The organism is Mesobacillus foraminis, assembly GCF_004340465.1.
Taxonomy (GTDB): Bacteria; Bacillota; Bacilli; order Bacillales; family Cytobacillaceae; genus Mesobacillus_B; species Mesobacillus_B foraminis.
In genome coordinates, this window is the sequence record NZ_SLVV01000010.1 from 1 (window position 1) to 23,794 (window position 23,794).

Below are 23,794 nucleotides of genomic sequence, written 5' to 3' on the forward strand. Positions count from 1 at the left end.
CGCACTCTTTAAATGGTGGCTGCTTCTAAGCCAACATCCTGGTTGTCTAAGCAACTCCACATCCTTTTCCACTTAACGTATACTTTGGGACCTTATCTCTGAAAGTAAAAGATAATTGTATGAACCTGTTAAAGCAAGGGACCAGAAGGAGGTTAGGTTCATTGCGGTATCTTTTTGGAACTGCATTCCCCTGACTGGCCAAAGACCCAAAAAAGTGATAGTCAGACAAAAAAGTACTATATGCAAATCTTATAAATTAAAAAATTGTCATTGATGTAAACGTTTGCTTTTTTTATAGTAAAGGAAACTGGGAGGGATGTTATGTCAAAGGGTAAAGTATGGCCTCCAGAATGGAAGCTGTACAAGGATCGTTATTCAGGAATTCAGATCAGGCAGCTAACGGACTATTCGGGACATAGTCATCATCTTTATTTTACGGAAAATGGCTGGTATGACGGCGGCAATAAAATTCTGTTTTGTTCTGACCGCGAAAATAAAACGAATTTATTCAGCATCGACCTTCGAACCGGAGAAATCACGCAACTTACAGATCATAGGAAGAGGTTCGATTCTCTGCCGGCTTGTCTACATCCTGATGGCCACTATGCTTTTTTTCGCAGGAATGGCCAAATTATTCAGCTTCATCTGGATACATTGGCTGAAAGCATTCTCTACGAAGGGCCTGCTGGCTTTGTTGGGGGGAATTTGAACTGCACTGCGGACGGAAAATATCTTATCACAACCTTGCAGGAAGATTTTTCAGAGAGACTGCATTTAGACTTGGGGAACGGCTACATAGGGCATAGAGAATTAATGGAAGCCAAGCCAAAGGCCCAGATTCTTAAGATTTCAGTTGAAAATCAGGATGTCACGGCTGTACATGAAGACCATAACTTTATTACTCATATAAACACGTCTCCTGCTTTGCCAAATCTCGTTACGTTCTGCCATGAAGGACCTTGGCATCTTGTGGATCATCGCATTTGGGGGCTGGATTTAGCAACAGGAAAAGTGTGGAAAATACGCCCTCGGAAGGAATACCAAGAAAAAGTGGGCCATGAATACTGGCATCCCGATGGAATGCATATTGGCTACCATGGCTTTCGGCAAAATGGAACCGCTTTTTTTGGGAAGATCCGTTATGATAATGAAGCTGAACAAGAAGTAGAGTTTGCCTTTCGGAATTGGCATGCCCATTCTTACGGGTTTGAAAAGGTGGTTGTGGATGGCCGCGGATCACTTGATAAGATGATCATCTGGGAACAGGGGAATAACGGATTTTCAAACCCCAAAGTTTTATGTGAACACCGGTGCAGTTTCCACGTCCAAAAGGTTCACGCACATCCCAGATTCAGTCCAGATGGAAGTGAATTGTTATTTACAAGTGACAAGAACGGTTATGGAAATTTGTATCTGGTAGACATACCAGAGAATCCAGCTGCATTGCCAGATTTTATAATAGAATAATGGAGGTTATATTTTGTTTAATGTAAACGCTTTTAAAAATCCTCCGGCTGCTTACCGCATTCATCCCTTTTGGTTTTGGAATGGAGACATGGATGAGGCAGAAATCACCCACCAAATAAAAGAAATGGCCGAAAAAGGGGTGGGAGGCTTTTTTATTTGTCCCAGGCAGGGTCTTACGGTGCCCTACCTTTCACAAGAATGGTTCCAAAAGGTAAAATTTGCAACGGAGATCGCGAAAAGTTTTGAGATGGATGTCTGGCTGTATGATGAATATCCGTATCCCAGTGGAATGGCTGGAGGAGAAGTAACGCTGATTCATCCAGATGCGAAACATTATACCCTCGAACATAGAAGCGAAAATGTGCAAGGGGGCGGGATATGCTCCATGGAGCTTCCCTGGGGCCGCGTTTTATCGGCCAAGGCGGTTCCGGTTGATCCGGAGACGGGAGAAAGAGTGTGGGAGGAATCCCTGGATTTAGAAAGCTATATAGGAAATGATCAGGTCGAACCGGTGTTTCAAAAAGCAGGGTTAACGGCCTATAATCAGAAACGGTTCTTCACATACAAAACGGTTAAAGCCTTGAGGTGGACGGCGCCAGAAGGTTCCTGGGAAGTCCATTGTTTTCTTGAAGTGGAATTGAATGATTTTAAATATTACGGGACATTCGTTGACCCTTGTAATAAGGAAGCCATTAAGACGTTTATTGAGCTGACGCACGGACGGTATTCGAAGAGCCTTGGTGAAGAATTTGGAAAGACGGTAAAAGGAATCTTCTCGGATGAAACCGGCTTATTGGGAAGGATCCCCTGGTCGCCGAAGCTTCCGGAATTTTTCGAGCAGCAGCATGGTTACGATTTGAAAGAATATCTGTATGCGCTGGTTGCTGCCGAGGAAGAACAGACTGCGAAAGTCCGCTATGATTATTTTCAAGCCATTCATCTCCTGCTAAGGGAGTCGTACCATAAGCAAATCCATGACTGGTGTGAAGAGAACGGAATCCAGTATGTGGCAGAACTGCCTTCTGTCCGGATGGCTGCTCAGTCGTATGGCCACATACCCGGCGGTGACAGTGCTCATGAAAAGCTGGGACGATCATTAGACTGGATTCTGAATCGTTATACAACGAGCTTCAGGGCAAATCCGAAAATGGTCAGTTCATTGAGCAACCAGCTGGGAAGGGAACGGGCTTTGATTGAATGCTTCCACAGTGTAGGCTGGTCGATGACGCTTCAGGATGCGAAATGGATGCTGGACCGTCTGGCGGCGTTCTCCATTAATTTTTATAATTTCCACGCCTTCTTCTATACACTGGATGGACTGACAAAACACGATGCACCTCCGTCCCAATTTTTACAGAATCCTTATTGGCAGCATTTTCGGACGCTGGGGGATTATGCTGGAAGACTGGGGTATGTGATGAGCTGCGGAATTCCGGAACGTTCGATTGCGGTGCTGGACCCAACCACAAGCTTATGGTCACATATGGGGAATCCGTTTCATGATTTCCAATACAGTGGGAAAGAGGATGGAGAAAAAGAGAAGCTTTTTAAGTTAAAAGCGGACTGGTCTGCCATTTGCAGGGAACTGCTGCTCCATCACAAAGGCTATGATCATCTGGATCCTGAAATCCTCAGCCAGGCAGAAATTTCAGATGGGAAAATTAAGATTGGCCATGGCAGCTACTCTGTCTTGATTCTGCCGCCCCTGTCGAACCTGGAAGAGGCCGCATGGAAGCAGGTGAAAACGTTCCTTGATCAAGGCGGAACGGTGATTGCAAACGGGTTGCTTCCATATGAAGTGATTGATACAAATACTTCAACAAGTCAAGCAATATTGGATGTCTTCGGGGCGGATGCCTCTGCAGTTTCTGATTATTGGAACGCGCCTGCCGGGCAGGATATCCTGGTAAAAGGGAAGCAGAAAGCGTATTTTATTCCCTCGGGCGATTCCTCCCTTTTACTCAAATTAGTAGAAAATCATGTTGATGAGGAAATAACTTTTGCTTCTGCGAGCGGGAAGAAAAGCTTTTTAACCGAGAAGCGGAGACTGTCTGATTCTTCCACCCTGATTTTCATGACCAACCAGGAAGAAGGAGAGCAGCAGGGTACTCTTTCGATTTCCTATCCTTGCGAGTTTCATAGGCTGAATTTACAAACCGGCGAGTCAGAGGCACTGGCTGCCGTGCGTTCAGGGAGAGGGTGGAAGCTTGAGTTGCATTTTGACTCCTTTCAGAGTGAGCTTGTTCAAATAAACCGGGCAGAGGAACCTTCTATTGAGCACAAAGGTCCTGAACCTTGGAAGTGGGAGATTGACTCAAAGGGGGACTGGGAGGTAAGGGCCCTTCAGGAAAATGCCATCCGCTTCGACACATTTGATATGGTGATTAACCCTAAAAATAATGAAACTGATGGAAGGTCAGTCGTAGGGGTTAAAACGTTTATCGACCAGTGTGCCGACCTTGAAAATGAACAAGCATTGCCTGTCGCTTTTCATCAGGTGTTCGGGACTCCGATGAAGGCTGGAATAAAGTACCCTGTTGCATGTGTTTTTGAAAAGAAATTCTTTACTGACAAGCTTCCTGGGACGGCCTCCCTTTTGATGGATGAAGGAGCTGTTTTCGGTCCTTATCAAATCTTACTAAATGGTCAATCCGTGGAAGGCTTTGAAAAACGGTTTGTCTATGATCACTCTAACCTTGTCTGTGATGTTCTGCCGCTGCTGAAAAAAGGGGAGAATCTCCTGCGGATTGAAGTGGAAGTGGAACACGATTGGGATGGGGTGGTGGATGCAGTTTATCTATTAGGAGATTTTGGGGTCGCTTTTAATGTGGAAGGGCATCCTGTCCTGACGGATGCTGCAGTACATTCAACTATTAAGCCGGGACCGTATGAAAGCTATCCATACTATGCAGGGACACTTTCTTTCACCCGCAGAATCAACCTGGAAAGAATGGCAGAGGAGGAAGATTTTGTCCTCCGTTTCACTGATCTTGATCCGGATGTTCACGATTGCATCGAGGTTCTTGTGAATGGACAATCCCTCGGTGTCAGAGCTTGGACTCCATATGAGTGGGAGGGGAAATCATCTGTTCTCCATTCCGGAGAAAATCAGCTTGAAATCAAGGTCACCAACACGCTTATCGGGTTGCTGGAAGGAAAGTATTTTGATTACCGCGAGCATAAGCTGCATGAAGTGAGCAGTTTAAAGCTCAGGAAATAATGACGAAAGGGGAGGGTTCGATTGTCAGCCTATTTTCATAGGAACGACAGTATTTTCTCAAAGGTAAATCACCAGATTGAGAGTGTCCTAGCTACAATTTCAGATCGGTATATCGGGAGTAACCCGCCGCATCCGATCACCTTCAGGGCTTTCTGTAAAAGCGGGTTTCTTCGCGGAAGTGACTACAGATATCTCATGAACCTGGATGAAAGATATCCGGATGCCCAAAATGGTCAAATCGTCTATGCCTGGGCGAAGCTATGGAGCGATGAACCAAAGGACATAGCGCTGGCGTTAAATTGTTTCGGACCGGCCCGTTTATTCCTAAATCAAGAGCTGGCGTTCAGATCAAGTATTGTCGATGAAACGGATCCGAATCGTAAAACCCATATTCGGGTGGCTCTAAAAAAAGGCTGGAATCATTTTGTTCTGCAATTTATGAAAACGCCTTCCGGATTTGGCGGAATCTTTGGAACCGGATCGTTTAAACGGTATCCGATGCATTTTTTAGCACCGTCTGCAGAAAGAGAAGGCCAGGAAGGCTGGATCTATTCCGGCCTCCAGGAGTCCGAGCTGGAAAACCTGCCTGGAGAAGGAACCAGCGAGGCAGGAACGGAGTTAAAATGGCTTCCAAATCTTAAATGGGACTCTGATGAATTCCAGTTAACCCGCCTTTTTGGGAGTGAAGAAAACAGACAGGCCATTGCCTGGTCCAAGCTTGTCTGCCATAGACCAGGAACGCAGACCTATGTGCTGAAAGGCGAGCATAAAGGAGAAATGGAGCTGTTTGTAAACGGAAATAGTGTTTACCGCTCGGCTGAAGGACAGGTGTTCCAGGTGCCGGTTGATCTTCCATATGGTGAATATGATGTTTTGGTGAAAAGCATCTGCCATGGCAGTGACTGGGGTTTTCAATTGGAAGGGAATGAATTCACCCTTCCTGTGCCTGTTGAGGGGGTTAATGATGTCTGGCTTTATGGAGGCACCTTTCCAGCAGCCTCAGTGCTTCCACTTGAGGACATGCTGAGACTTGATACGCTGCTTGAAACGGATAAAGGCCCAACTTACTGGCGGGTGGATTGCCCGGATACATGGGTAAGGCCTTATCTGGAAAATTCTCTATTCGGAAAATGGGATTATCCGCTGGGGGTCACGTTGTATGGACTCCTGCAGACGGGGAAAGAGTTAAGGCGGCAGGACATCATCGACTATGCTCTAAAACATATTGAAATCTGCACCTCGTTTTACAAGTATTCTCTATGGGATCGAGAGCAGTATGGAGCAGCAGGAATCAACACCCAGTTATCGGCGATTGACAGTCTTGATGACTGCGGATCATTTGGGGCTACAATGCTGCTGGCCAATCAGATCGGTCCGCTAAGAGGCGCGATGGATGCAGCCGAAGATGTTGCCCATTATATCAGCAGCAAACAAGACAGGCTGCCGGACAATGTCCTGTACCGAAGATTTGGTTCGGTTGATTTTATGAAGGATACCATCTGGTGTGATGACCTTTATATGAGCACTCCATTCCTATGCCGATATTATGAGGAAACCGGGGAACGTGCTTACCTTGATGATGCCGTTAACCAATTTTTACGCTACCGGGAGTATTTGTTTATCCCAGAGCTTAATATCATGTCGCATGTCTATGATTTTAAATTTAATACAGCAACAGAAGTGGCCTGGGGCCGCGGAAATGGCTGGGTCCTGTTTTCCCTTTCTGAATTGCTTGCGGTGCTGCCGGAGGATCATGAACAGCGTGAGGATCTCTTGGACTTTTTCAGGGAGCTTTCGAAAGGATATTTGGACCTTCAGGGCGAAAATGGTTTATGGCACCAGGTGTTAAACGACCATGAATCGTATGAAGAAACATCATGCACCTCCATGTTCATCTACGCATTTGCAAGAGGAATCCGAAGCGGCTGGCTGTCTGAACACGAGCCTTATATTCAGTCTGTCTTCCGCGGTTTTGAGGGACTCTCAAAGGCGGGGATCGATAAACAGGGGAATGTCTATGGCGTCTGCCAGGGATCAGGCTACGCTTTTACAAAGGATTATTATAAGCATGATCTTACGTGGATATTGAATGATACACATGGAATCGGGATTGTTTTGCTCGCGGGCATTGAAACGCTAAAGCTTAAAAACTGGCTGGTTCAAGCAAACTATTCAAATCAAAGGAGGAGCTTAGTATGAATCTTGAAAATCAAAGAAAAAATGTTCAAATTGCCTATATTGGAGGCGGATCGCGCGGCTGGGCCTGGGGATTGATGAGTGACCTTGCTGTGGAGCAGAGCATTTCCGGGACTGTTAAGCTGTACGATGTTAATTACGAGGCTGCAAAGCAAAATGAAAGAATCGGAAATGGACTGCGAGATAGGGAGGATGTTGTCGGCGAGTGGGATTATGAGGCTGTTCCCACGTTAAAAGAAGCATTGACGGGCGCTGATTTTGTCATCATCTCCATACTCCCGGGTACCTTTCAGGAAATGAAGTCCGATGTCCATACCCCGGAGGAATACGGAATCTACCAATCTGTAGGCGATACCGTTGGGCCGGGCGGAATGGTCAGGGCCTTAAGGACGATTCCGTTATTTGTGGAAATTGCCAAGGAAATCAGGGAGCATTCACCGAATGCCTGGGTCATCAACTATACCAATCCGATGAGCCTGTGTACAAGGACTCTCTATGAAGTGTTTCCGGAAATAAAGGCATTTGGCTGCTGCCACGAGGTTTTTGGAACACAAAAACTCCTTGCCATGATGCTCGAAGACATGGAAGGCATCGAGAATGTTCAGCGCAGCGACATTAAAGTCAATGTTCTTGGCATCAATCATTTTACATGGCTCGACCAGGCTGCTTATAAAAATATTGATTTGATTCCTCTGTATCAGAAATTTGTTGATAAATACTATGTTTCCGGGTTTGAAGGAAAAAAAGAAGGGCATTGGATGAACGATCACTTTGCCTCCGCACAAAGAGTCAAATTCGATCTGTTTAAAAAGTTCGGTCTCATTGCCGCTGCCGGTGACCGTCACTTGGCGGAATTTATGCCGAATACCTGGTATTTAAAAGACCGCGAAAAAGTGAAGGAATGGAAATTCGGGCTGACCCCTGTGGACTGGAGGATCCAAAAAGGCAAGGAACTTCATGAAAAAGGGAAGCGTCTTGCTCAAGGCGAGGAGTCCTTTGTCCTCAGGCCAACGGGTGAGGAAGGGGTTCTCATGATTAAGGCTCTACTTGGGCTTGGCGATATTGTGTCAAATGTCAATCTCCCGAATCTCGGTCAAATGGAAGGTGTGCCGCAAAATTCGGTGGTCGAAACCAATGCCGTTTTTGGCCACAACTCTGTGCAGCCTATTGTGTCAGGCGGGTTGCCGGCACCAATCAATAATATGGTGCTGCGCCATATCCATATCCAGGAAATGACACTGAGGGCAGCGATTGACTGTGACAGAGAGCTTGCTTTAAGAGCCTTTACTCAAGATCCGCTGTTAAGCACGTTGTCACCTGAGGAAGCAGAAGAGCTCTTTGAGAAGATGCTGTTCAATACAAAAAGCTATTTGCCAGGGTGGGAATTTGAGGCGGTAAAGCAGTAAGTTCAATGAACTGTCCGTGCAGTGCATAGCTGCACGGGAGTTCTTCGATTTGGCAAGGAAACTATTAAACGAGGTGAATCTGATGCCCAAAGTGGTGATGACCTTTCCAGAAGGAAAGTATAAAGTACTGACAATGAGCTATGATGATGGAAGAGCTGCCGACAGACGGCTTGTGGATATTTTTAACAGCAATGGAATCAAGGGGACTTTTCATATTAATTCCGGCCTTTTTGGGACCGGAGACCGCATTCCGGAAAATGAAGTGGCCGAGCTTTATGAAGGACACGAAATTTCTGCGCATACGCTGACACACCCAACCATTGCAAGGTCACCTAAAGAACAGCTGGTGCATGAAGTAATGGAAGACCGCAAAAACCTGGAAAAGATAGCGGGATACACAGTCAGGGGCATGTCCTATCCGAACGGTTCTTATAATACGTACATAAAAGAGATACTGCCTTATTTGGGAATCGAATACTCCAGAACGGTGAACAGCACCGGAAATTTTTCCATTCCTGACGACTTTTTGGAATGGAATCCAACCTGCCATCACAACAAGGGTTTAATGAAGCTGGCTGACAACTTTGTACAGCTTCATAAAAAGCAGTATTTATATATGATGTATGTTTGGGGACACAGCTACGAGTTTGACAACGACCAAAACTGGGACGTCATTGAAACCTTCTGCGAGTATATCGGGAACCGCGGGGATATCTGGTATGCTACGAATATCGAAATCATTGATTATATAAACGCATTCCGGAGCCTCAAGTTTGCGGCAGACAGCCAGTTTGTCTATAACCCTTCAGCCTTGTCGGTATGGCTAAGTGTGGATGAGAAAATTGTTGAAGTAAAAGGCGGGGCGCAGGTTTGTTTGGCTGAGGAAGAAGGCGCTGTAATTGGGCTCGAACCGTAAAAGACATGGGTCAGTCCTGAATATTACGCAGAAGAGTTTGATGCCATTACGTCTAAATGGATGAGGTAAATCGCTGAGTAAAAAGATTTATCAGATTATTGTCCCAGGTTTGACTATTATATAATTTTTAGGATTTAAGCAGATTGGATGCTGAACATTCCAATCTGTTTTTTTTTGTGCGACGCATGTTCATTTACTCGACATTGAACGTCTGCTATGGGTGATAGGGTATGCGAACCCTTGGCGAGTGTCCTTGTTTTGTCCTTTGGCACAGGCACATGGAGTTGCATAATTGCTGAGATTTGTCTAGGATTAAACTTGGAATATACGAAGCTCCTAAAAATATCAAAGTAAAAACTATATTTTATACGGTAATGGGGCCATATAATCTAAGTTATAATTGTAAGTGCTTACATTTACAGATGCTGTTACTCTTGTATTATAAGACTAATATGGTTGTTCCTCTTTTTATTAAAAGATGGATCAAGACATTCAGATTAAGGGAGAAGGAGGAATGGTCTACGATGGGCAAAGTTCTTAACAGGGCTAAATTTTACCTTTTGTTAGAGTGGATTATGTGGTTAGCTTATATTAATTTATTATGGCTAGCCAGTGTAATGTTAGGATTAATACTGTTTGGTGTATTGCCAGCCACAGTCGCAATGTTTACGGTAGTCCGTGATTTGCTGATAAAGGAGGCAACTGGAAAGCAAATTTTCAAAACATTTTTTTTAACATATAAGAGTGAATTTTTAAAATCTAATGCAATGGGCTTAATCATTGTATCAATAGGTGCCTTTTTATACCTGGATTTCTTATTTATTCAGAATATGGCAGGGGTTTCTTATTATGTGCTTTTTACGGGCTTAATGTTTATAAGTCTTGTTTATGTAATCGCTTTACTTTATATTGTCCCCGTCTATGTTCATTACAATTTAAGTTTTTATCAATATTTTAGGCATGCGGTTTTAATTGCAATGGTCAGTCCAATCATGACCATTTTGATGTTACTCGGGTTAATGATCCTATATTTTCTGCTGCTCTCTATTCCTGGTCTTATTCCTTTTATAACGACTAGCTCGATTGCTTTAATCCTGATGAGCTGCACGTTAGCCGTTTTTCGCAGACTTGAAAATAAGCAGTATGTAACTCCGAGCAGTATGTGACTCTAGATGTTTTTATCTTGCCTATAGTTTCGAAAAATGGCTGTAATATCTACAAAAGGTATTTTATTTAATGTGTTTGGCGCCTTATTGAATGGAGGAACCTGCAGTGGCGTATAAAGTATTTTTAGTAGACGATGATCGATATGTACGAAAAGGGCTGATTAACCTTATTGATTGGAAAGAGTGTGGATTTGAAGTTTGTGCCGAAGCAGATAATGGCGAAGATGCCTTGGCTTACATTAGCGAATACGCGCCAGACTTAGTGATTACGGATATCAAGATGCCCGTATTAGATGGCCTTGAGCTAATAAAACATGCTTTAGACTTAAAAACTACAATTCCAAATTTTATCATCATTACTGGATATAGTGATTTTAAGTATGCGCAAAAAGCTGTTAAGTATGGTGTTCATGATTTTATATTGAAACCAGTAGATAAGGATGAGATTGAAGAGACACTGAAAAAGGTAGCTGAGGAACATACCAAAAAGCTGCAGCTCCAGCAGAGCAGAGAAAATACGCTTGCAGCGGTTGCTTTCAATGATTTAATAACAGGTGAGGTTGATCAAGAGCATTTGAATGATTGTATGATGAGTTTGAATATCAGCGAAACAAGAGGGATCGCTTATATCATAATAGAAATAAATAACATGGCTGTAAATACAATGAAGACACGTGAGACTATATCCAGAGTCATGCATGAAGATGATTTAAGTTCTGCTGATTTATTTCGTGAACATGGCAATAACAGAATAGGTCTATTAGTCAAAAGTGAAGATATTCAGGAATTTAAAGGCGATATTTCCAAATTTTCTACTAATCTTAAACACCAGCTATCGAAATGCCTGAATGGTGATGTTACTATTTATGTGGGCAGTTTGGTAAATAATGCGAGCGAGATAAAGGAATCTTATGAAGCTGCAATGAAGGCTTTGCAATATAAATATATAGAAAATTGTGAGAAACCAATTGTCTATGGCGATACCAAACATTCCTCTGTAAATTACATAGAATTGGATCAAACTCTATACCAATTGCTGATGGAGCAAATAGAAGAAAATAAAACTTCTGAGATTAAAAGTACAACAGACAGTATGTTTGAGCAGTTTAAGGTTAAGGCATTCGCGAAAGATGCGGTTCGGACATCCATCAATCGGGTGGTTCATGAAGTTGTCAGGACCGTTCAGTCCATGGAGGGGGATGAAAAGAATCTAATCTCACTTCAGAAGATGTTAAATTGGGATCACATTCCCCGTACCTTATGTGTAATCAAGGAAATGTTTTTAGAATTCTTGCTAGAGGCAGCAGCCATGTTGAATCGAATGAGTAAGGAATGTGGAGCGGTAAATATCCGTCGGATTAAGAAATACGTTGATACTCATTACCAAGAGGATCTCACATTGAAAAATATCGCCAATAAGTTTTATTTAAACCCAGTGTACATGGGGCAGTTGTTCAAAAAAACCTACAGCATGTATTTTAAGGATTATATTTTACAAGTGCGAATAAGCGAAGCTAAAAAAAAATTAAGGCAGACAGATATGCGAATTTTCCAGGTGGCTGAATGTGTCGGGTTTTCTAATTCTGATTATTTTGTGACACAATTTGAAAAGGCTACTGGAATGACTCCGACTCAATATCGAAAAAAATTATAACAGAAGATGGCGGACTTTGTGGATAAAATGAAAGTATTCAATTTTAATAATATTGGTTTAAGACAAAAACTGTTAATCATTTATATTTTTGCCGTTTTTATTCCAATCACACTAACCCATATCGTGTTCTACCAAGTTACGTCCAATAATGTCAGAACACAAAAAATGAACGATATATCACTCACCGTAAAAAAGATGTCTAATGATTTTCTAATTGCGATAGAAGATGCAGTCGGAATTTCTTCTATGCTGTACACGGACTATGAATTGTACAATTTCCTAGAAACAAAGTATGAATCAACGACAGATTATATTCATGCCTATCATGATTATTACGATAATATTAGCAAAGAAGTTCCGCTCTACTCTCCTGTTCATTCAATTAACCTGTATACAAATAATGAAACCGTCATATACGCCGGAGGTATTAAGCAAATTGATACCCTTGTTAAAGATTCTGAGTGGTATAAGGATTCTGAGCTTGTTCGAAATTCTTATCCCGTTTTGACTCGCAGAATTGGAGAATCCGGAAAACTGGATACATTTAGCTTAATTAGAGAATTGGACAATTATGTGACAATCGATTCTACACAAAAAATACTGGAAATAAAACTCGATTTAAGGTTAATGTACAATCTTTTTAATGACGTTACATTTCCGGGAGATATTTATTTATTGAATGGGCAAGGCATGATTGAGTATACAACAAATCCCAAGGTGAATTGGGCTGAAGGAAATATTAAATATCCATCGGTAAAATTACCTGATGACCATGTTGTTTTTGAAGAATCATTCAATCTTAAATATTTAAATAATTGGAAGGTAGTAGGTGTGGCTCAAGAACATGTGCTGCTGGAGGAAGTTGAAAGCTCCCGTAACTTCATTCTTTATTTAGCACTTATCAATTTAATATTTCCTTCGCTTTTTATTATTTATATTACAAGCTCCCTCCATTTTAGAATTTTACGGATTTTAAAGCATATGAGGAAAGTAGAGGACCAGCATTTTGAACTGATCGAAGGAGCTCGCCATGGAGATGAGATAGGTGAACTGACACAGGCATTTAATAGAATGGCTTCGAAAATAAAGAAACTTATTAATGAGGTTTATATAGCCGATATTCAAAAAAAGAATTTGGAATTACAGAGGAAGCAAGCCCAGCTAAGTGCCTTACAAAGTCAAATTAATCCACATTTCTTGTTTAATGTCCTGGAAACGATTCGTATGAGGAGCATCCTGAAAAAAGAAGACGAAACAGCCAAAATCATTCACAATATAGCCAGCATGCTTAGGAAATCATTTATTTGGGGAAAAGACTGGGTTAAGGTTGAGGAGGAAATCTATCTTATTAAATGTTTCCTGGAAATTCAATATTACCGATTTGATGATAAAATGCAATATCACATCGATGTAGATCCGGATGCCTATAATTGTCTTATACCAAACATGTCTCTGATCCCTTTCGTTGAAAATGCAAGTATACATGGGATCGAGCCCATAAAAGGGAAAGGGATGATTAACATTTCGATTAAAAGCAACCGGGATCATTTAATCTGTGAGATAACTGATACCGGTCAAGGGATGGATAAAGAGGAATATGAACGGTTATTGCAATCGCTGGAAGAGGCTGAAGACATTGGGGAGCATGTTGGGATAAAAAACGTTTACTGTCGATTAAAGCTTCATTATGAAGACAATTTTGAGTTTAGCATTACTAGCACCAAGGGAGCAGGAACAACAATCAGTATCATCTTACCATGCATAAGATGAACAGTTGTTAGTCCGGGTCATTGCCTGGATTTCCTTGGAGATCAAAAAGGCCAATGCATGCTGATAGAAATATCGGCATGCATTGTTTTTTGTTTTTTTCAATCAGATGCTACTAAAGTTTACAAAGTAAAAACTATACTTTGTATGGTCATTTCAGACCGGTATGTCAGCTATAATGAAAGTGCTTTCAATATTGCGTTGATGCTATTTTTCAAACTTAAGGGGGAATTGAATTGTTTAAAAGGAAGTCAATGTTTTTAGCTTTTAGTTTGCTGGTCATGCTGTTTTTATTAGCTGCTTGTTCAAACAATGAAAAAACCGGAAAAGGGGAAGGGGAAGCATTTACTTATACTTTCTTTAACGCATCCTCCACAGGAAAGGATATTAATACTGCTGATACTAAAATTGGAAAGATGTTCGAAAAGGAAACGGGTGTTAACTTTGATATCGAGCATATCGTAGGGGACAGCAACCAAAAGATCGGGACAATGATCGCCAGCGGTGAATACCCAGAACTACTAAACGCTCAAAATGCAACAAATGATGTCATTGATGCAGGCGGATTTGTACCGCTTAATGACCTGATTGAGGAGCATGCTCCGAACCTTAGAAAACTGTATGATCCAATTTGGGAAAAAATGAAACAAGAGGATGGCAATATTTATATTCTTCCATCTGGTGTATCCAATGGGTATATCAAGCCGCCGAATATCGGACAGAGTGCCTTCTTTATTAAACGGGAAGCATTGAAAGAGCAGGGTTATCCGCACCCTAAGACAGTGGATGAGTATTTTGAAATTATTGAAAAATATGCAAAGGCCCACCCGACTACAAATGGTGCAGATACAATTCCTTATACATTATTACAATATGACTGGCATGTCGGACAACTCTTTGATCCTCCAGCCTTCTTATCAGGTGAACAAGAAGGAATCATTGTTGATAATGAAACCCAGGAAGTATCGGTTTATCACAATAAAGATATAACCAAGAGATGGCTTGGGAAATTAAATGAAATAAACAAGAAGGGACTATTGGACAAGGAAGCTTTCACACAAAACTTTGATGAATATTTAGCCAAAATATCGTCGGGACGCGTTGTTGGATGGTTTGGACCACGCTGGGAATCTGGTACAGCTTTAGATACTCTTGAGCAAGATGATGATCCTTATAATGACTTTATGGGATTCCCTATTGTGTTCGAGGAAGGAATCAAAGATCAATACTTGAATCCAGAATCCTTTGTGACGTCTCCTGGTATGGGATTAACGACTGGCACTGCTGAAGAAGATCAAGTCAGGATTATAAAGTATTTAGACCACATGGCTAAAATTGATTCTCAAAAATTAATCACATGGGGTATCGAGGGCGAAACATATGAAGTGAATGATGACGGTCGTTTTTATCGGACACAGGAACAAATTGATCTAACTGCCGATAAAAAGTTTAGAGATGAGTTCGGTTTTACAGCCCTGGGCTGGTACTGGCCAATCATGGGTGGCAAGTTTGACGACGGGAATTCTGTTGATCCAGTTGTTCAGCCAGAAGTTGCCCAGCTTGCTTATGATGAAGTTGATAAAGAGTTTTTGAAAGCATATAACATTGAAACATTTACTGATCTCTTTACTGAACCAGAACCAGCACCATGGTTCCCGTTTTGGGATGCAGCAATCGAGACAGGTTCCGAAGCACAGCTGTATGACCAGCAGTCACGTGATCTAATCAAACGTTCTTACCCAGATATCATACTTGCAGATCCAGCTAAATTTGATGCGGAGTGGAACAAATTTAAGAAGCAATTCGATAAGCTTCCGTACAAAGCCTATGAAAAAGTAATGCAGGATTCTGTAAATAGAGAAGTGGAGCTTATGAAGTAGGGAACGAAATAACTTAGAGAAGGCTGAATGACTATAAGAGGAAGTTCAGCCTTCGCCTTTTTAAGTTCAATTCCACTTCGCCGTTTACCCTTCTCTAAATGTAATTGTTTAAAATTCATTTAATGAATAGGAGGTAATAAAGTGCAAGCCCAAACAAAAGTGAATACACCTGCTTCCCCAGCACTGCAGACGGATCAAGTAAAGGGACTGAAAGCCTTTCTTAAAAAATGTAAAAGTCAAAAAGCATTATTATTGATGACCGTCCCCTTTGTCATATGGGTGTTTGTTTTTAAATATCTCCCTATTTGGGGATGGACGATGGCATTTCAGGACTTTAAACCTGCACGTGCCTTCTCGGAACAAGAATGGGTGGGTTTTAAACATTTCATCTTCCTATTTAAAGATGAGCGTTTCCTGGGGGTTCTTAGGAACACGCTGGCACAAAGTATGATCAACCTGGTTTTAGGTTTTGTTACTGCGATCGGGTTAGCCGTTTTAATTAATGAGTTAACGAATGTAAAATTTAAGAGAGTTGTACAAACCATCAGCTATCTGCCACATTTTCTTTCCTGGGTTGTAGCTGCCGCCCTAATTTCATCCCTCTTATCCATTGATGGAATCATAAACGAAATCTTGATGGCTCTTAATATTATTGATACCAAGATCCTTTGGCTGGGCGTCGGTGAGTATTTTTGGGGGATCCTGGCTGCTTCGGATATTTGGAAGAATGTTGGCTGGAATACAATCATCTATTTAGCTGCCATATCAATGATCGACCAGGAACAGTATGAAGCTGCCAAAATCGACGGTGCCTCAAGATTACAAAGAATCAGATATGTAACGATCCCTGGAATGAAACAAGTGATTGTTGTCCTCTTAATTATGAATATTGGATACATTATTGAAGCTGGCTTCGAAGCTCAATATCTATTAGGGAACGGACAGAACATAGAATATTCTGAAAATATCGATGTATTTGTCATCAATTACGGCATTTCCATGTTTAACTTTTCTTTAGCCACGGCAGCGGGAATATTTAAAACCGTTATTAGTTTAATCTTCCTGATAGCAGCTAATTCGTTCTCGAAAAAAATGGGCCAGGGCGGTTTATACTAGGGGGTGCACGAAAGAATGAGTAAAAAAAGAAAGAATTTGCTTAGAACAAGAGAAGATGTCATTTTTGATACCTGTAACATTACTTTCATGATTCTGCTAAGTGTCGTCATGCTTTACCCTTTTTTAAATCAGATTGCTCTTTCTTTGAACTCTGCAACTGATTCAGTAAAAGGCGGCATTTATTTATGGCCAAGAGAATTTACCTGGCGCAACTATGAATATGTATTTAGCCAGGCATCGATCGTACAGGGAATTATCGTTTCTGTAGCAAGGACGTTAATTGGTACTGCTATAGGCATATTATGTACAGCAATGGTGGCATACGCAATTGCACAAGAGAAATTTGTTTTTAAAAAATCAATAACCATTATTTTTATTATGACCATGTATTTTAATGGTGGATTAATTCCAACGTACCTATTAATGAGAGACTTACATTTAATCGGAACATTTTGGGTTTACATTATACCTGGGCTGATAAGTGCATTCAATCTGATTATCATGCGCTCTTTTATCGAAGGCATCCCAAAAAGTATCTTTGAACAAGCCCGGATTGACGGAGCCGGAGATTTTAGAGTTTTCTTCCAGATTGTGCTGCCTCTTTCCTTGCCGGTATTGGCTACTGTATCGTTATTTGTTGCCGTAGGACAATGGAATCAATGGTTTGACGTATTCTTGTATAACTCAAGTAATGAAAGCTTGACGACATTGCAATATGAGTTAATGAAGGTACTGCAAAACACTGCAACTTCGAATGGTGATTGGAACTCCGCCCAGGCCAGTGGTGAACATGCTGCCAATACTGTTACACCGAAATCGATTCAGGCAACCATGACAATAGTTGCGAGCCTGCCAATCATCTGTGTCTACCCGTTCCTGCAAAAGTACTTTGTAAAGGGAATGACATTGGGAGCAGTCAAATAATAGCTAGGAAAAGAGCGATTGAAACTTTTTAAACACCTAAAGGAGTGTGTCTTGTGACTATAGATGTAAATCAAGGGGAAATCCCTTCTTTATATAAAGTCTTAAAAAACGATTTCCTTGTTGGAGCTGCAGTTAACCCTATGACTCTAAATTCCCAAAAAGAGTTCATTGTTAAGCATTTTAATAGTCTTACTTCAGAAAATAATATGAAGTTTGAAAACCTGCAGCCGGAAGAGGGGAACTTTACTTTTGATCATGCCGATGATCTTGTAGCGTTTGCCAAACATAATGAAATGAACGTAAGAGGGCATACTCTGGTCTGGCACAATCAAACACCCGATTGGGTCTTTGACAACAAAAATGGCGGAATAACGGATAGGCAAACGTTATTAGAGCGAATGAAGAATCATATTGTTACTGTAATGGAAAGATACAAAGGTCAAATCAATAGCTGGGATGTTGTGAATGAAGCGATTGCTGATAATGGCACACAGCTGTTAAGGGATTCAAAATGGAAACAAATTATCGGCGATGATTTTATCGACAAAGCGTTTGAATTTGCTCATATGGCAGATCCAGGGGCTGAGTTGTTCTATAACGATTACAATGAGTCCGACCCGGAAAAGAGAGAAAAAATTTATACAATGACAAAGGGCTTAATCGAAAGAGGGGTGCCGATTCATGGAATTGGCTTGCAGGCACATTGGAATTTATCCAATCCGTCTCTCGACCATATCAGGGAAGCAATAGAGCGTTATGCCTCATTAGGCTTAAAACTTCATATCACAGAAATGGATGTTTCCGTATTTTCCTTTGAGGATAAACGCACGGACCTGAAAGCTCCGACGGCAGAAATGGCAGCTGAGCAAACACAACGGTACAAAAACCTATTTGAATTGCTGAGAGAGTATTCGGATGTCATTTCCTCGGTTACATTTTGGGGAGTTGCAGACAACTACACTTGGCTCGATGATTTCCCCGTTAGAGGAAGAAAAAACTGGCCATTGCTGTTTGATCGAGATCTTAAACCGAAACAGTCCTTTTGGGAAGTTGTAGATTTATAGATTGATAGAAATAGAAAATATGGGTTATGGGCATTATTCTTCATGTTTTTATCTATAAGGGTGTGAGTCATGAAAAACGTTGGACTATTCTTGGTGGTTACTTTATTGGTGGCTTTGGCTAGTGGATGCAGCCAAAATGAAGACAAATTAAACCTATTATTTTTCTCGGAACTGCCAACTGAAGTGGATGATGAGGCGGAAACCATTATCGCTAAAAAAATCGGCGGGGACGATAAGCTTCAATTGGAATTTTACCCGTTTCATCATGAAAAAATAGCAATCGAATTAGCCGGCAGGAATGGAGATATCTTTTTTGTACCTCAGGAAGACGTGAAGAACATGATTGATCCAGCTTCTTTTACAGCATTAACGGAAATGGCAGATGATCAATTAATGAATGGTGTTCCTCTCGAAGAGTTTAAAGGGAAGGATCCAGATACCGGAGAGTGGCAAGTATATGCAGTGCCTGTGGGAAACGAGTCTCTGCTTCTCAAGGAAATTGGCATGACATTGCAAAAGCCATTGGCTGCGTTTATCCCTAATTATAGCGAAGACAAAGAAGAAGCTCTAGAACTGCTAAAGTACTTAACTGATAACTAAATTACTAATGTAGATATATGAGTTAATTCTTTTACACTTTTGCATTCAGTGACAATGCTGCCCTAATAAATTAATAGGAGTTTAAGATTATGAAAACGTTTAATAACCCAATCCTTCCAGGCTTTTATCCCGATCCTTCCATTTGCAGAGTAAATGAGGACTATTATCTAGTCACTTCTTCTTTTGCCTATTATCCAGGAGTACCTATTTTTCACAGCAGGGATCTTGTTAATTGGAAACAGATCGGCCATGTCTTAGATCGGCCATCTCAGCTTCCTTTAGATGGTCAAAAGCAGTCTGAAGGAATTTTTGCACCTACTATTCGGTACAATGATGGTGTTTTCTATATGATAACGACGAACGTTGGACATGGAGGAAACTTCCTGGTTACTGCTGCAGACCCAGCAGGTCCTTGGTCAGATCCGTATTATCTGGATTCGCCTGGGATTGACCCTTCATTATTTTTCGATGAAGACGGCAAAGCCTATTATGTTGGTACAAGACCCGCCCCGGAAGGCGAAAAGTATAGTGGCAACTGGGAAATATGGCTTCAAGAACTTGACCTGGAAACGATGAAATTAGTGGGAGAAACGTACGGATTGTGGAGGGGAGCTTTAAGGGATGCCATTTGGCCGGAAGGTCCCCATATCTACAAAATGAATGGATATTATTATCTTTTGATTTCGGAGGCAGGGACAGGTCATGAGCATGCGGTTTCAATCGCGCGCAGCAATGAAATTACAGGGCCCTACGTTGGAAATCCAGGCAATCCAATCCTTACTCACAGACACTTGGGCCGTGATTACCCTGTCGTAAATGTGGGCCATTGTGATTTTGTAGAAACTCAAAATGGTGAATGGTGGGCAGTAGGGCTGGCATCGCGAATTTATGGCGGATATTATCGAAACCTGGGAAGAGAAACCTTTTTGCTTCCGGTTGCCTGGGAAGATGGGTGGCCAATTATGAGTCCTGGAACAGGGAAACTGGAGATGACATATCCAATGCCTGATTTACCGGTTGTTAAGCCTTCTATTCCTTCAGTGTGCGATCATTTTGATGGTGAAGACCTGAATCTCGAATGGAATTTTTTACGCACACCGCGAGAAAAATTTTATAGCTTGGCTGAACGTTCAGGTTATTTAAGTTTAAAACTGAGACCTGAAAGGATAACGGAACTTGCTAATCCGAGCTTTGTTGGAAGAAGACAGCAGCATATCGACTTTGCCGCTTCTACTTTAATGGAATTCGCTCCAATGGCTGAAAACGAAGCAGCAGGTTTGGTGTTATTGCAAAGTAATGAATTCAACTTTAGCTTTGTTTATACACAAACTGGTGAGGAAAAAGTCATCAGGTTAATCAAATCTGCAGGGGGAGCGGAAGAGGTTCTGAAGGAAGTGCCAATCAGCACCTCCAGATTATATTTAAAGGTTGAAGCTCACGGGCAGGATTATAGCTTTTATTATAGTGAAAGCCCTTCGAATTTTAAAACCCTGATTGAAAAAGTAGATGGAAGAATCCTCAGCACAGACGTCGCCGGAGGTTTTGTTGGCACAGAAATCGGATTATATGCAAGCTCAAATGGTGCTGACAGCAATAATGCCGCTTATTTTGACTGGTTTGAGTATGTTGGGAAATAAATCTATGGTCACATTGAATCAGCTATTAAATCGAATAAAATACAACCGGGTATAAATCTCTATAAGCATAAAAGAAATTCATCATACTAGCGAACGCAGGCAACTGTCCTTATCTAGAGGCGTTGCCTTTTTTCGTTTGATTTAGGATTTAATTGGTGGAGAAGGCTATACGATGATCTTCTGTTGCTGGACATGAAAGATAACCGAGGTATCGCAAAAATTAAGGAAGGTTTAGAGTAACGGATTTTAATTAGGAGATTGGAGAAATGGATGTGAACAGAGATGAAATTTGTAGACTAATCCTTTTTTTATTCGTACTATTTTAAATAATTAGAGTAAAAACGGACAGGCTGGTGGCAAGGCAATGGACTACAGCTATGAATTAATAGAACCTCATGAGGATCTCCCGGTTAAAATCATCATCCATACGTCCGACAATTCGGCGTTTATTCCAAGGCATTGGCATGAGAGCGTGGAAATCTCCTATGTTCTCTCCGGGAAGATCGATCAAATCTATATCGACGGAAAGGAGTATGAATCAAGGGAAGGTGATATTGTCTTGATTAACTCGAATTCCATTCATTCTTTTTCGGTTGGAAGGGGAGAAAATCGTAAGTCTCTCACGCTTTTTATTCCTGCTGATTTTTTAAAAGCGGTCTACCCTGAAAGTGACAAGATTGAATTTCATTGTATTTCTAATGGTGAACAGGAGATTGAGATAAAGAAGCAATTCGACGAGCTGCGGAACATATTGAATTCAATCGTTAACACCTATCTGGATATTGAAAAGGATCCTCTTGCCTATATAAAAGTAACAAGCTTATCCTATGAGTTAATTTACCATCTGTTAAAAAACTTCAAAAGTGATAAAAAGAGCTCGAGCGTGTTTAAAGCAAGAAATTATATCGAACGGCTGACCTTGATTACTGATTTTATAAAAGATCATTACAATCAAGAATTATCGCTGGACCTATTATCAAACGAATTTAATTTGTCCTCTGAGTATCTTTCGAGGTTTTTTATGAAGCATACGGGCATGACGGTCTTGAATTATATTAACGCCATTCGTCTCGAAAAATCATTCCCTGAATTAATGAACACCGATCATCCAATTATTCAAATCGCGCTGAACCACGGCTTTCCCAATGAAAAGTCTTTTAACAGAGTCTTCAAGGCTGTCTATGAGATTACGCCCCACCAGTATCGGAAAGAACAAAAAAACTAAAAAGCACAAAACAGAGTCGGGGAACTTAATTGAGGGTTCCCTATTAGTCTTTTAAAATATCAATCTGGTCAGGATTTATCCTTAAACTGGCTAAAAAAAGACAGGATTTTGAGAGAGTTGTTTTTTAGAATATAAGTAATCGTTTTATAAAAGCGGTTACATTAAACACCAGGAGGCAGAGTGCTATGTTAAATGGAATGAAGAAACATGCAAAAACGGCAATGTTATGCACGCTGGCAGCAGGGGCCACGCTTTCGTTCAGCTCGGGGGCTTCCGCTAAAGAGGTTAAAACACAGCCGGCATCCTATCAAACAGTGACTGAAATTGAGGACTGGGGACCAGCCATTACTAAGGTGATAGTTGATTTAGGCAGGCCGGTTCCGGCAGGGTCTGTAACAGCAGAGACCTTTAAGGTACATGTTGAAAGAAGGGACAGCAGGCTTGCCAATCCTTTTCTGGAAGAAGGGAACCGAAAAGTAACAAACGCTTTTGTAGCTGATAAAAACGGAAATCCTGCTGTGGGAACCGGGAAATATGCGCTTCTGGAAATGGAAATCGGCCCGAATGTCACCTTGAGTTCCGCAATGAATTTTGATATGGATACTTTTTTAAACGACTGGGTTGACAGCGATTATACGATCACTCAGCAAAAGGATATCCTGACACCAGCAGGAAAGGTTTCCGGACTGGTTGCTGATACGTTTGCAGGGGGAGTAAGGGAACTTGTTGATGATTTCGGAACGGGAGAAGCTACATATGATGATGTGACCTTGACCTACGCCGACTACGCCCCTGCCAAAGATAATAAAAAGAATCCTCTGATCATCTGGCTTCACGGCATGGGGGAGGGCGGAACGGATCCAACGATTCCGATTTCCGGCAATAAAGCAGCCAATTTTGCGTCTGAGGAAATTCAATCGTATTTTGATGGTGCCTATGTGCTGGCTCCCCAAACTCCGACTTTTTGGATGGACGGATTTACAGGATTCGGCGATGGAACGTCAAAATATCAAGAGGCACTTATGTCGCTGATCAAAGATTATGTCGCAAAGAATCCAGATATTGATCCTGAACGGATTCTTCTTGGCGGCGATTCAAATGGGGGCTATATGACCATGCTGATGATCCGCGATTATCCGGAGTACTTTGCGGCGGCCTTCCCGACATGCGAGGCTTTAGCTGACGGTTTGATTACAGACGAAGAAATTCAAAGCATAAAGGATCTGCCAATCTGGTTCATCTCAGCGAAAACAGACACAACTGTTCCTGTTAACCAATATGTAGTTCCGACCTATAACCGTTTGATTGAGGCTGGGGCAAAAGATGTTCATCTATCCTTGTTTGATAAGGTGATCGATACTTCCGGATTGTACAAAAAAGAAGATGGAACACCATATGAATACGATGGACACTGGTCCTGGATCTATGTATACAACAACGATGTTTCTAAAACAATTGATGGTAAGCCGACAACTCTAATGGAATGGCTGGCAGATCAATCGCTGGAATAACAGTACGCAGCAAGCCCTGGCAGAAAGAATCAGCCAGGGCTTGCT

The 23,794-nt window shown here is 41.6% G+C and carries 16 protein-coding genes and 1 rRNA gene; 16 read left to right on the top strand and 1 reads right to left on the bottom strand.

Annotation, left to right across the window (positions count from 1 at the left end):
- A 23S ribosomal RNA gene (locus EV146_RS18295) occupies window positions 1–95 on the bottom strand; the annotation flags it as partial.
- Between the two features lie 226 nt (window positions 96–321).
- On the opposite strand from EV146_RS18295, the gene EV146_RS18300 reads away from it, so the two are divergent.
- The 16 genes from EV146_RS18300 to EV146_RS18375 all read left to right on the top strand — a co-directional run bounded on the left by EV146_RS18300 (window position 322) and on the right by EV146_RS18375 (window position 23,749).
- Complete coding sequence (locus tag EV146_RS18300) at window positions 322–1,467, top strand: oligogalacturonate lyase family protein (RefSeq protein WP_132009220.1); 1,146 nt, start codon at window positions 322–324, stop codon at window positions 1,465–1,467.
- Window positions 1,468–1,480: 13 nt separating this feature from the next.
- Window positions 1,481–4,687, top strand: a complete 3,207-nt coding sequence (locus tag EV146_RS18305) for a glycosyl hydrolase (RefSeq protein ID WP_132009223.1) — start codon at window positions 1,481–1,483, stop codon at window positions 4,685–4,687.
- Window positions 4,688–4,708: 21 nt separating this feature from the next.
- A complete protein-coding gene (locus EV146_RS18310; RefSeq protein ID WP_132009226.1) occupies window positions 4,709–6,886 on the top strand; it encodes a glycoside hydrolase family 88/105 protein in 2,178 nt (725 codons plus the stop codon).
- Window positions 6,883–8,289 carry a family 4 glycosyl hydrolase gene (locus tag EV146_RS18315; protein ID WP_132009229.1) on the top strand — a complete coding sequence of 469 codons (1,407 nt, stop codon included), beginning with the start codon at window positions 6,883–6,885 and terminating at the stop codon, window positions 8,287–8,289. The genes EV146_RS18310 and EV146_RS18315 overlap by 4 nt, the downstream gene beginning before the upstream one ends.
- Window positions 8,290–8,371: 82 nt before the next feature.
- On the top strand, window positions 8,372–9,205 hold the full coding sequence (locus EV146_RS18320) for a polysaccharide deacetylase family protein (protein ID WP_132009719.1): 834 nt from the start codon (window positions 8,372–8,374) through the stop codon (window positions 9,203–9,205).
- Between the two features lie 524 nt (window positions 9,206–9,729).
- Window positions 9,730–10,371, top strand: coding sequence for a YesL family protein (locus EV146_RS18325; protein WP_158287130.1), 642 nt, complete (start codon window positions 9,730–9,732; stop codon window positions 10,369–10,371).
- Between the two features lie 106 nt (window positions 10,372–10,477).
- Window positions 10,478–12,025, top strand: a complete 1,548-nt coding sequence (locus EV146_RS18330) for a response regulator transcription factor (protein ID WP_158287131.1) — start codon at window positions 10,478–10,480, stop codon at window positions 12,023–12,025.
- Window positions 12,026–12,031: 6 nt separating this feature from the next.
- On the top strand, window positions 12,032–13,795 hold the full coding sequence (locus EV146_RS18335; protein ID WP_241993954.1) for a sensor histidine kinase: 1,764 nt from the start codon (window positions 12,032–12,034) through the stop codon (window positions 13,793–13,795).
- A 233-nt stretch (window positions 13,796–14,028) separates the two neighbouring features.
- Window positions 14,029–15,672, top strand: a complete 1,644-nt coding sequence (locus EV146_RS18340; RefSeq protein ID WP_132009238.1) for a type 2 periplasmic-binding domain-containing protein — start codon at window positions 14,029–14,031, stop codon at window positions 15,670–15,672.
- Between the two features lie 255 nt (window positions 15,673–15,927).
- Window positions 15,928–16,788: an ABC transporter permease gene (locus EV146_RS18345; RefSeq protein ID WP_132009723.1), complete on the top strand. Its 861-nt coding sequence runs from the start codon at window positions 15,928–15,930 to the stop codon at window positions 16,786–16,788.
- Between the two features lie 15 nt (window positions 16,789–16,803).
- Window positions 16,804–17,712, top strand: coding sequence for a carbohydrate ABC transporter permease (locus EV146_RS18350; RefSeq protein WP_132009241.1), 909 nt, complete (start codon window positions 16,804–16,806; stop codon window positions 17,710–17,712).
- A 59-nt stretch (window positions 17,713–17,771) separates the two neighbouring features.
- Window positions 17,772–18,776, top strand: a complete 1,005-nt coding sequence (locus tag EV146_RS18355; protein WP_132009725.1) for an endo-1,4-beta-xylanase — start codon at window positions 17,772–17,774, stop codon at window positions 18,774–18,776.
- A 69-nt stretch (window positions 18,777–18,845) separates the two neighbouring features.
- Window positions 18,846–19,376, top strand: coding sequence for a hypothetical protein (locus EV146_RS18360; RefSeq protein ID WP_132009244.1), 531 nt, complete (start codon window positions 18,846–18,848; stop codon window positions 19,374–19,376).
- A gap of 89 nt (window positions 19,377–19,465) precedes the next feature.
- Window positions 19,466–21,013 (top strand): glycoside hydrolase family 43 protein, encoded by a 1,548-nt coding sequence (locus EV146_RS18365; protein WP_132009247.1) that lies wholly within the window; start codon window positions 19,466–19,468, stop codon window positions 21,011–21,013.
- Between the two features lie 364 nt (window positions 21,014–21,377).
- Window positions 21,378–22,238, top strand: coding sequence for an AraC family transcriptional regulator (locus EV146_RS18370; RefSeq protein ID WP_132009250.1), 861 nt, complete (start codon window positions 21,378–21,380; stop codon window positions 22,236–22,238).
- A 185-nt stretch (window positions 22,239–22,423) separates the two neighbouring features.
- Window positions 22,424–23,749 (top strand): prolyl oligopeptidase family serine peptidase, encoded by a 1,326-nt coding sequence (locus EV146_RS18375; protein ID WP_132009254.1) that lies wholly within the window; start codon window positions 22,424–22,426, stop codon window positions 23,747–23,749.
- Window positions 23,750–23,794: the final 45 nt, after the last annotated feature.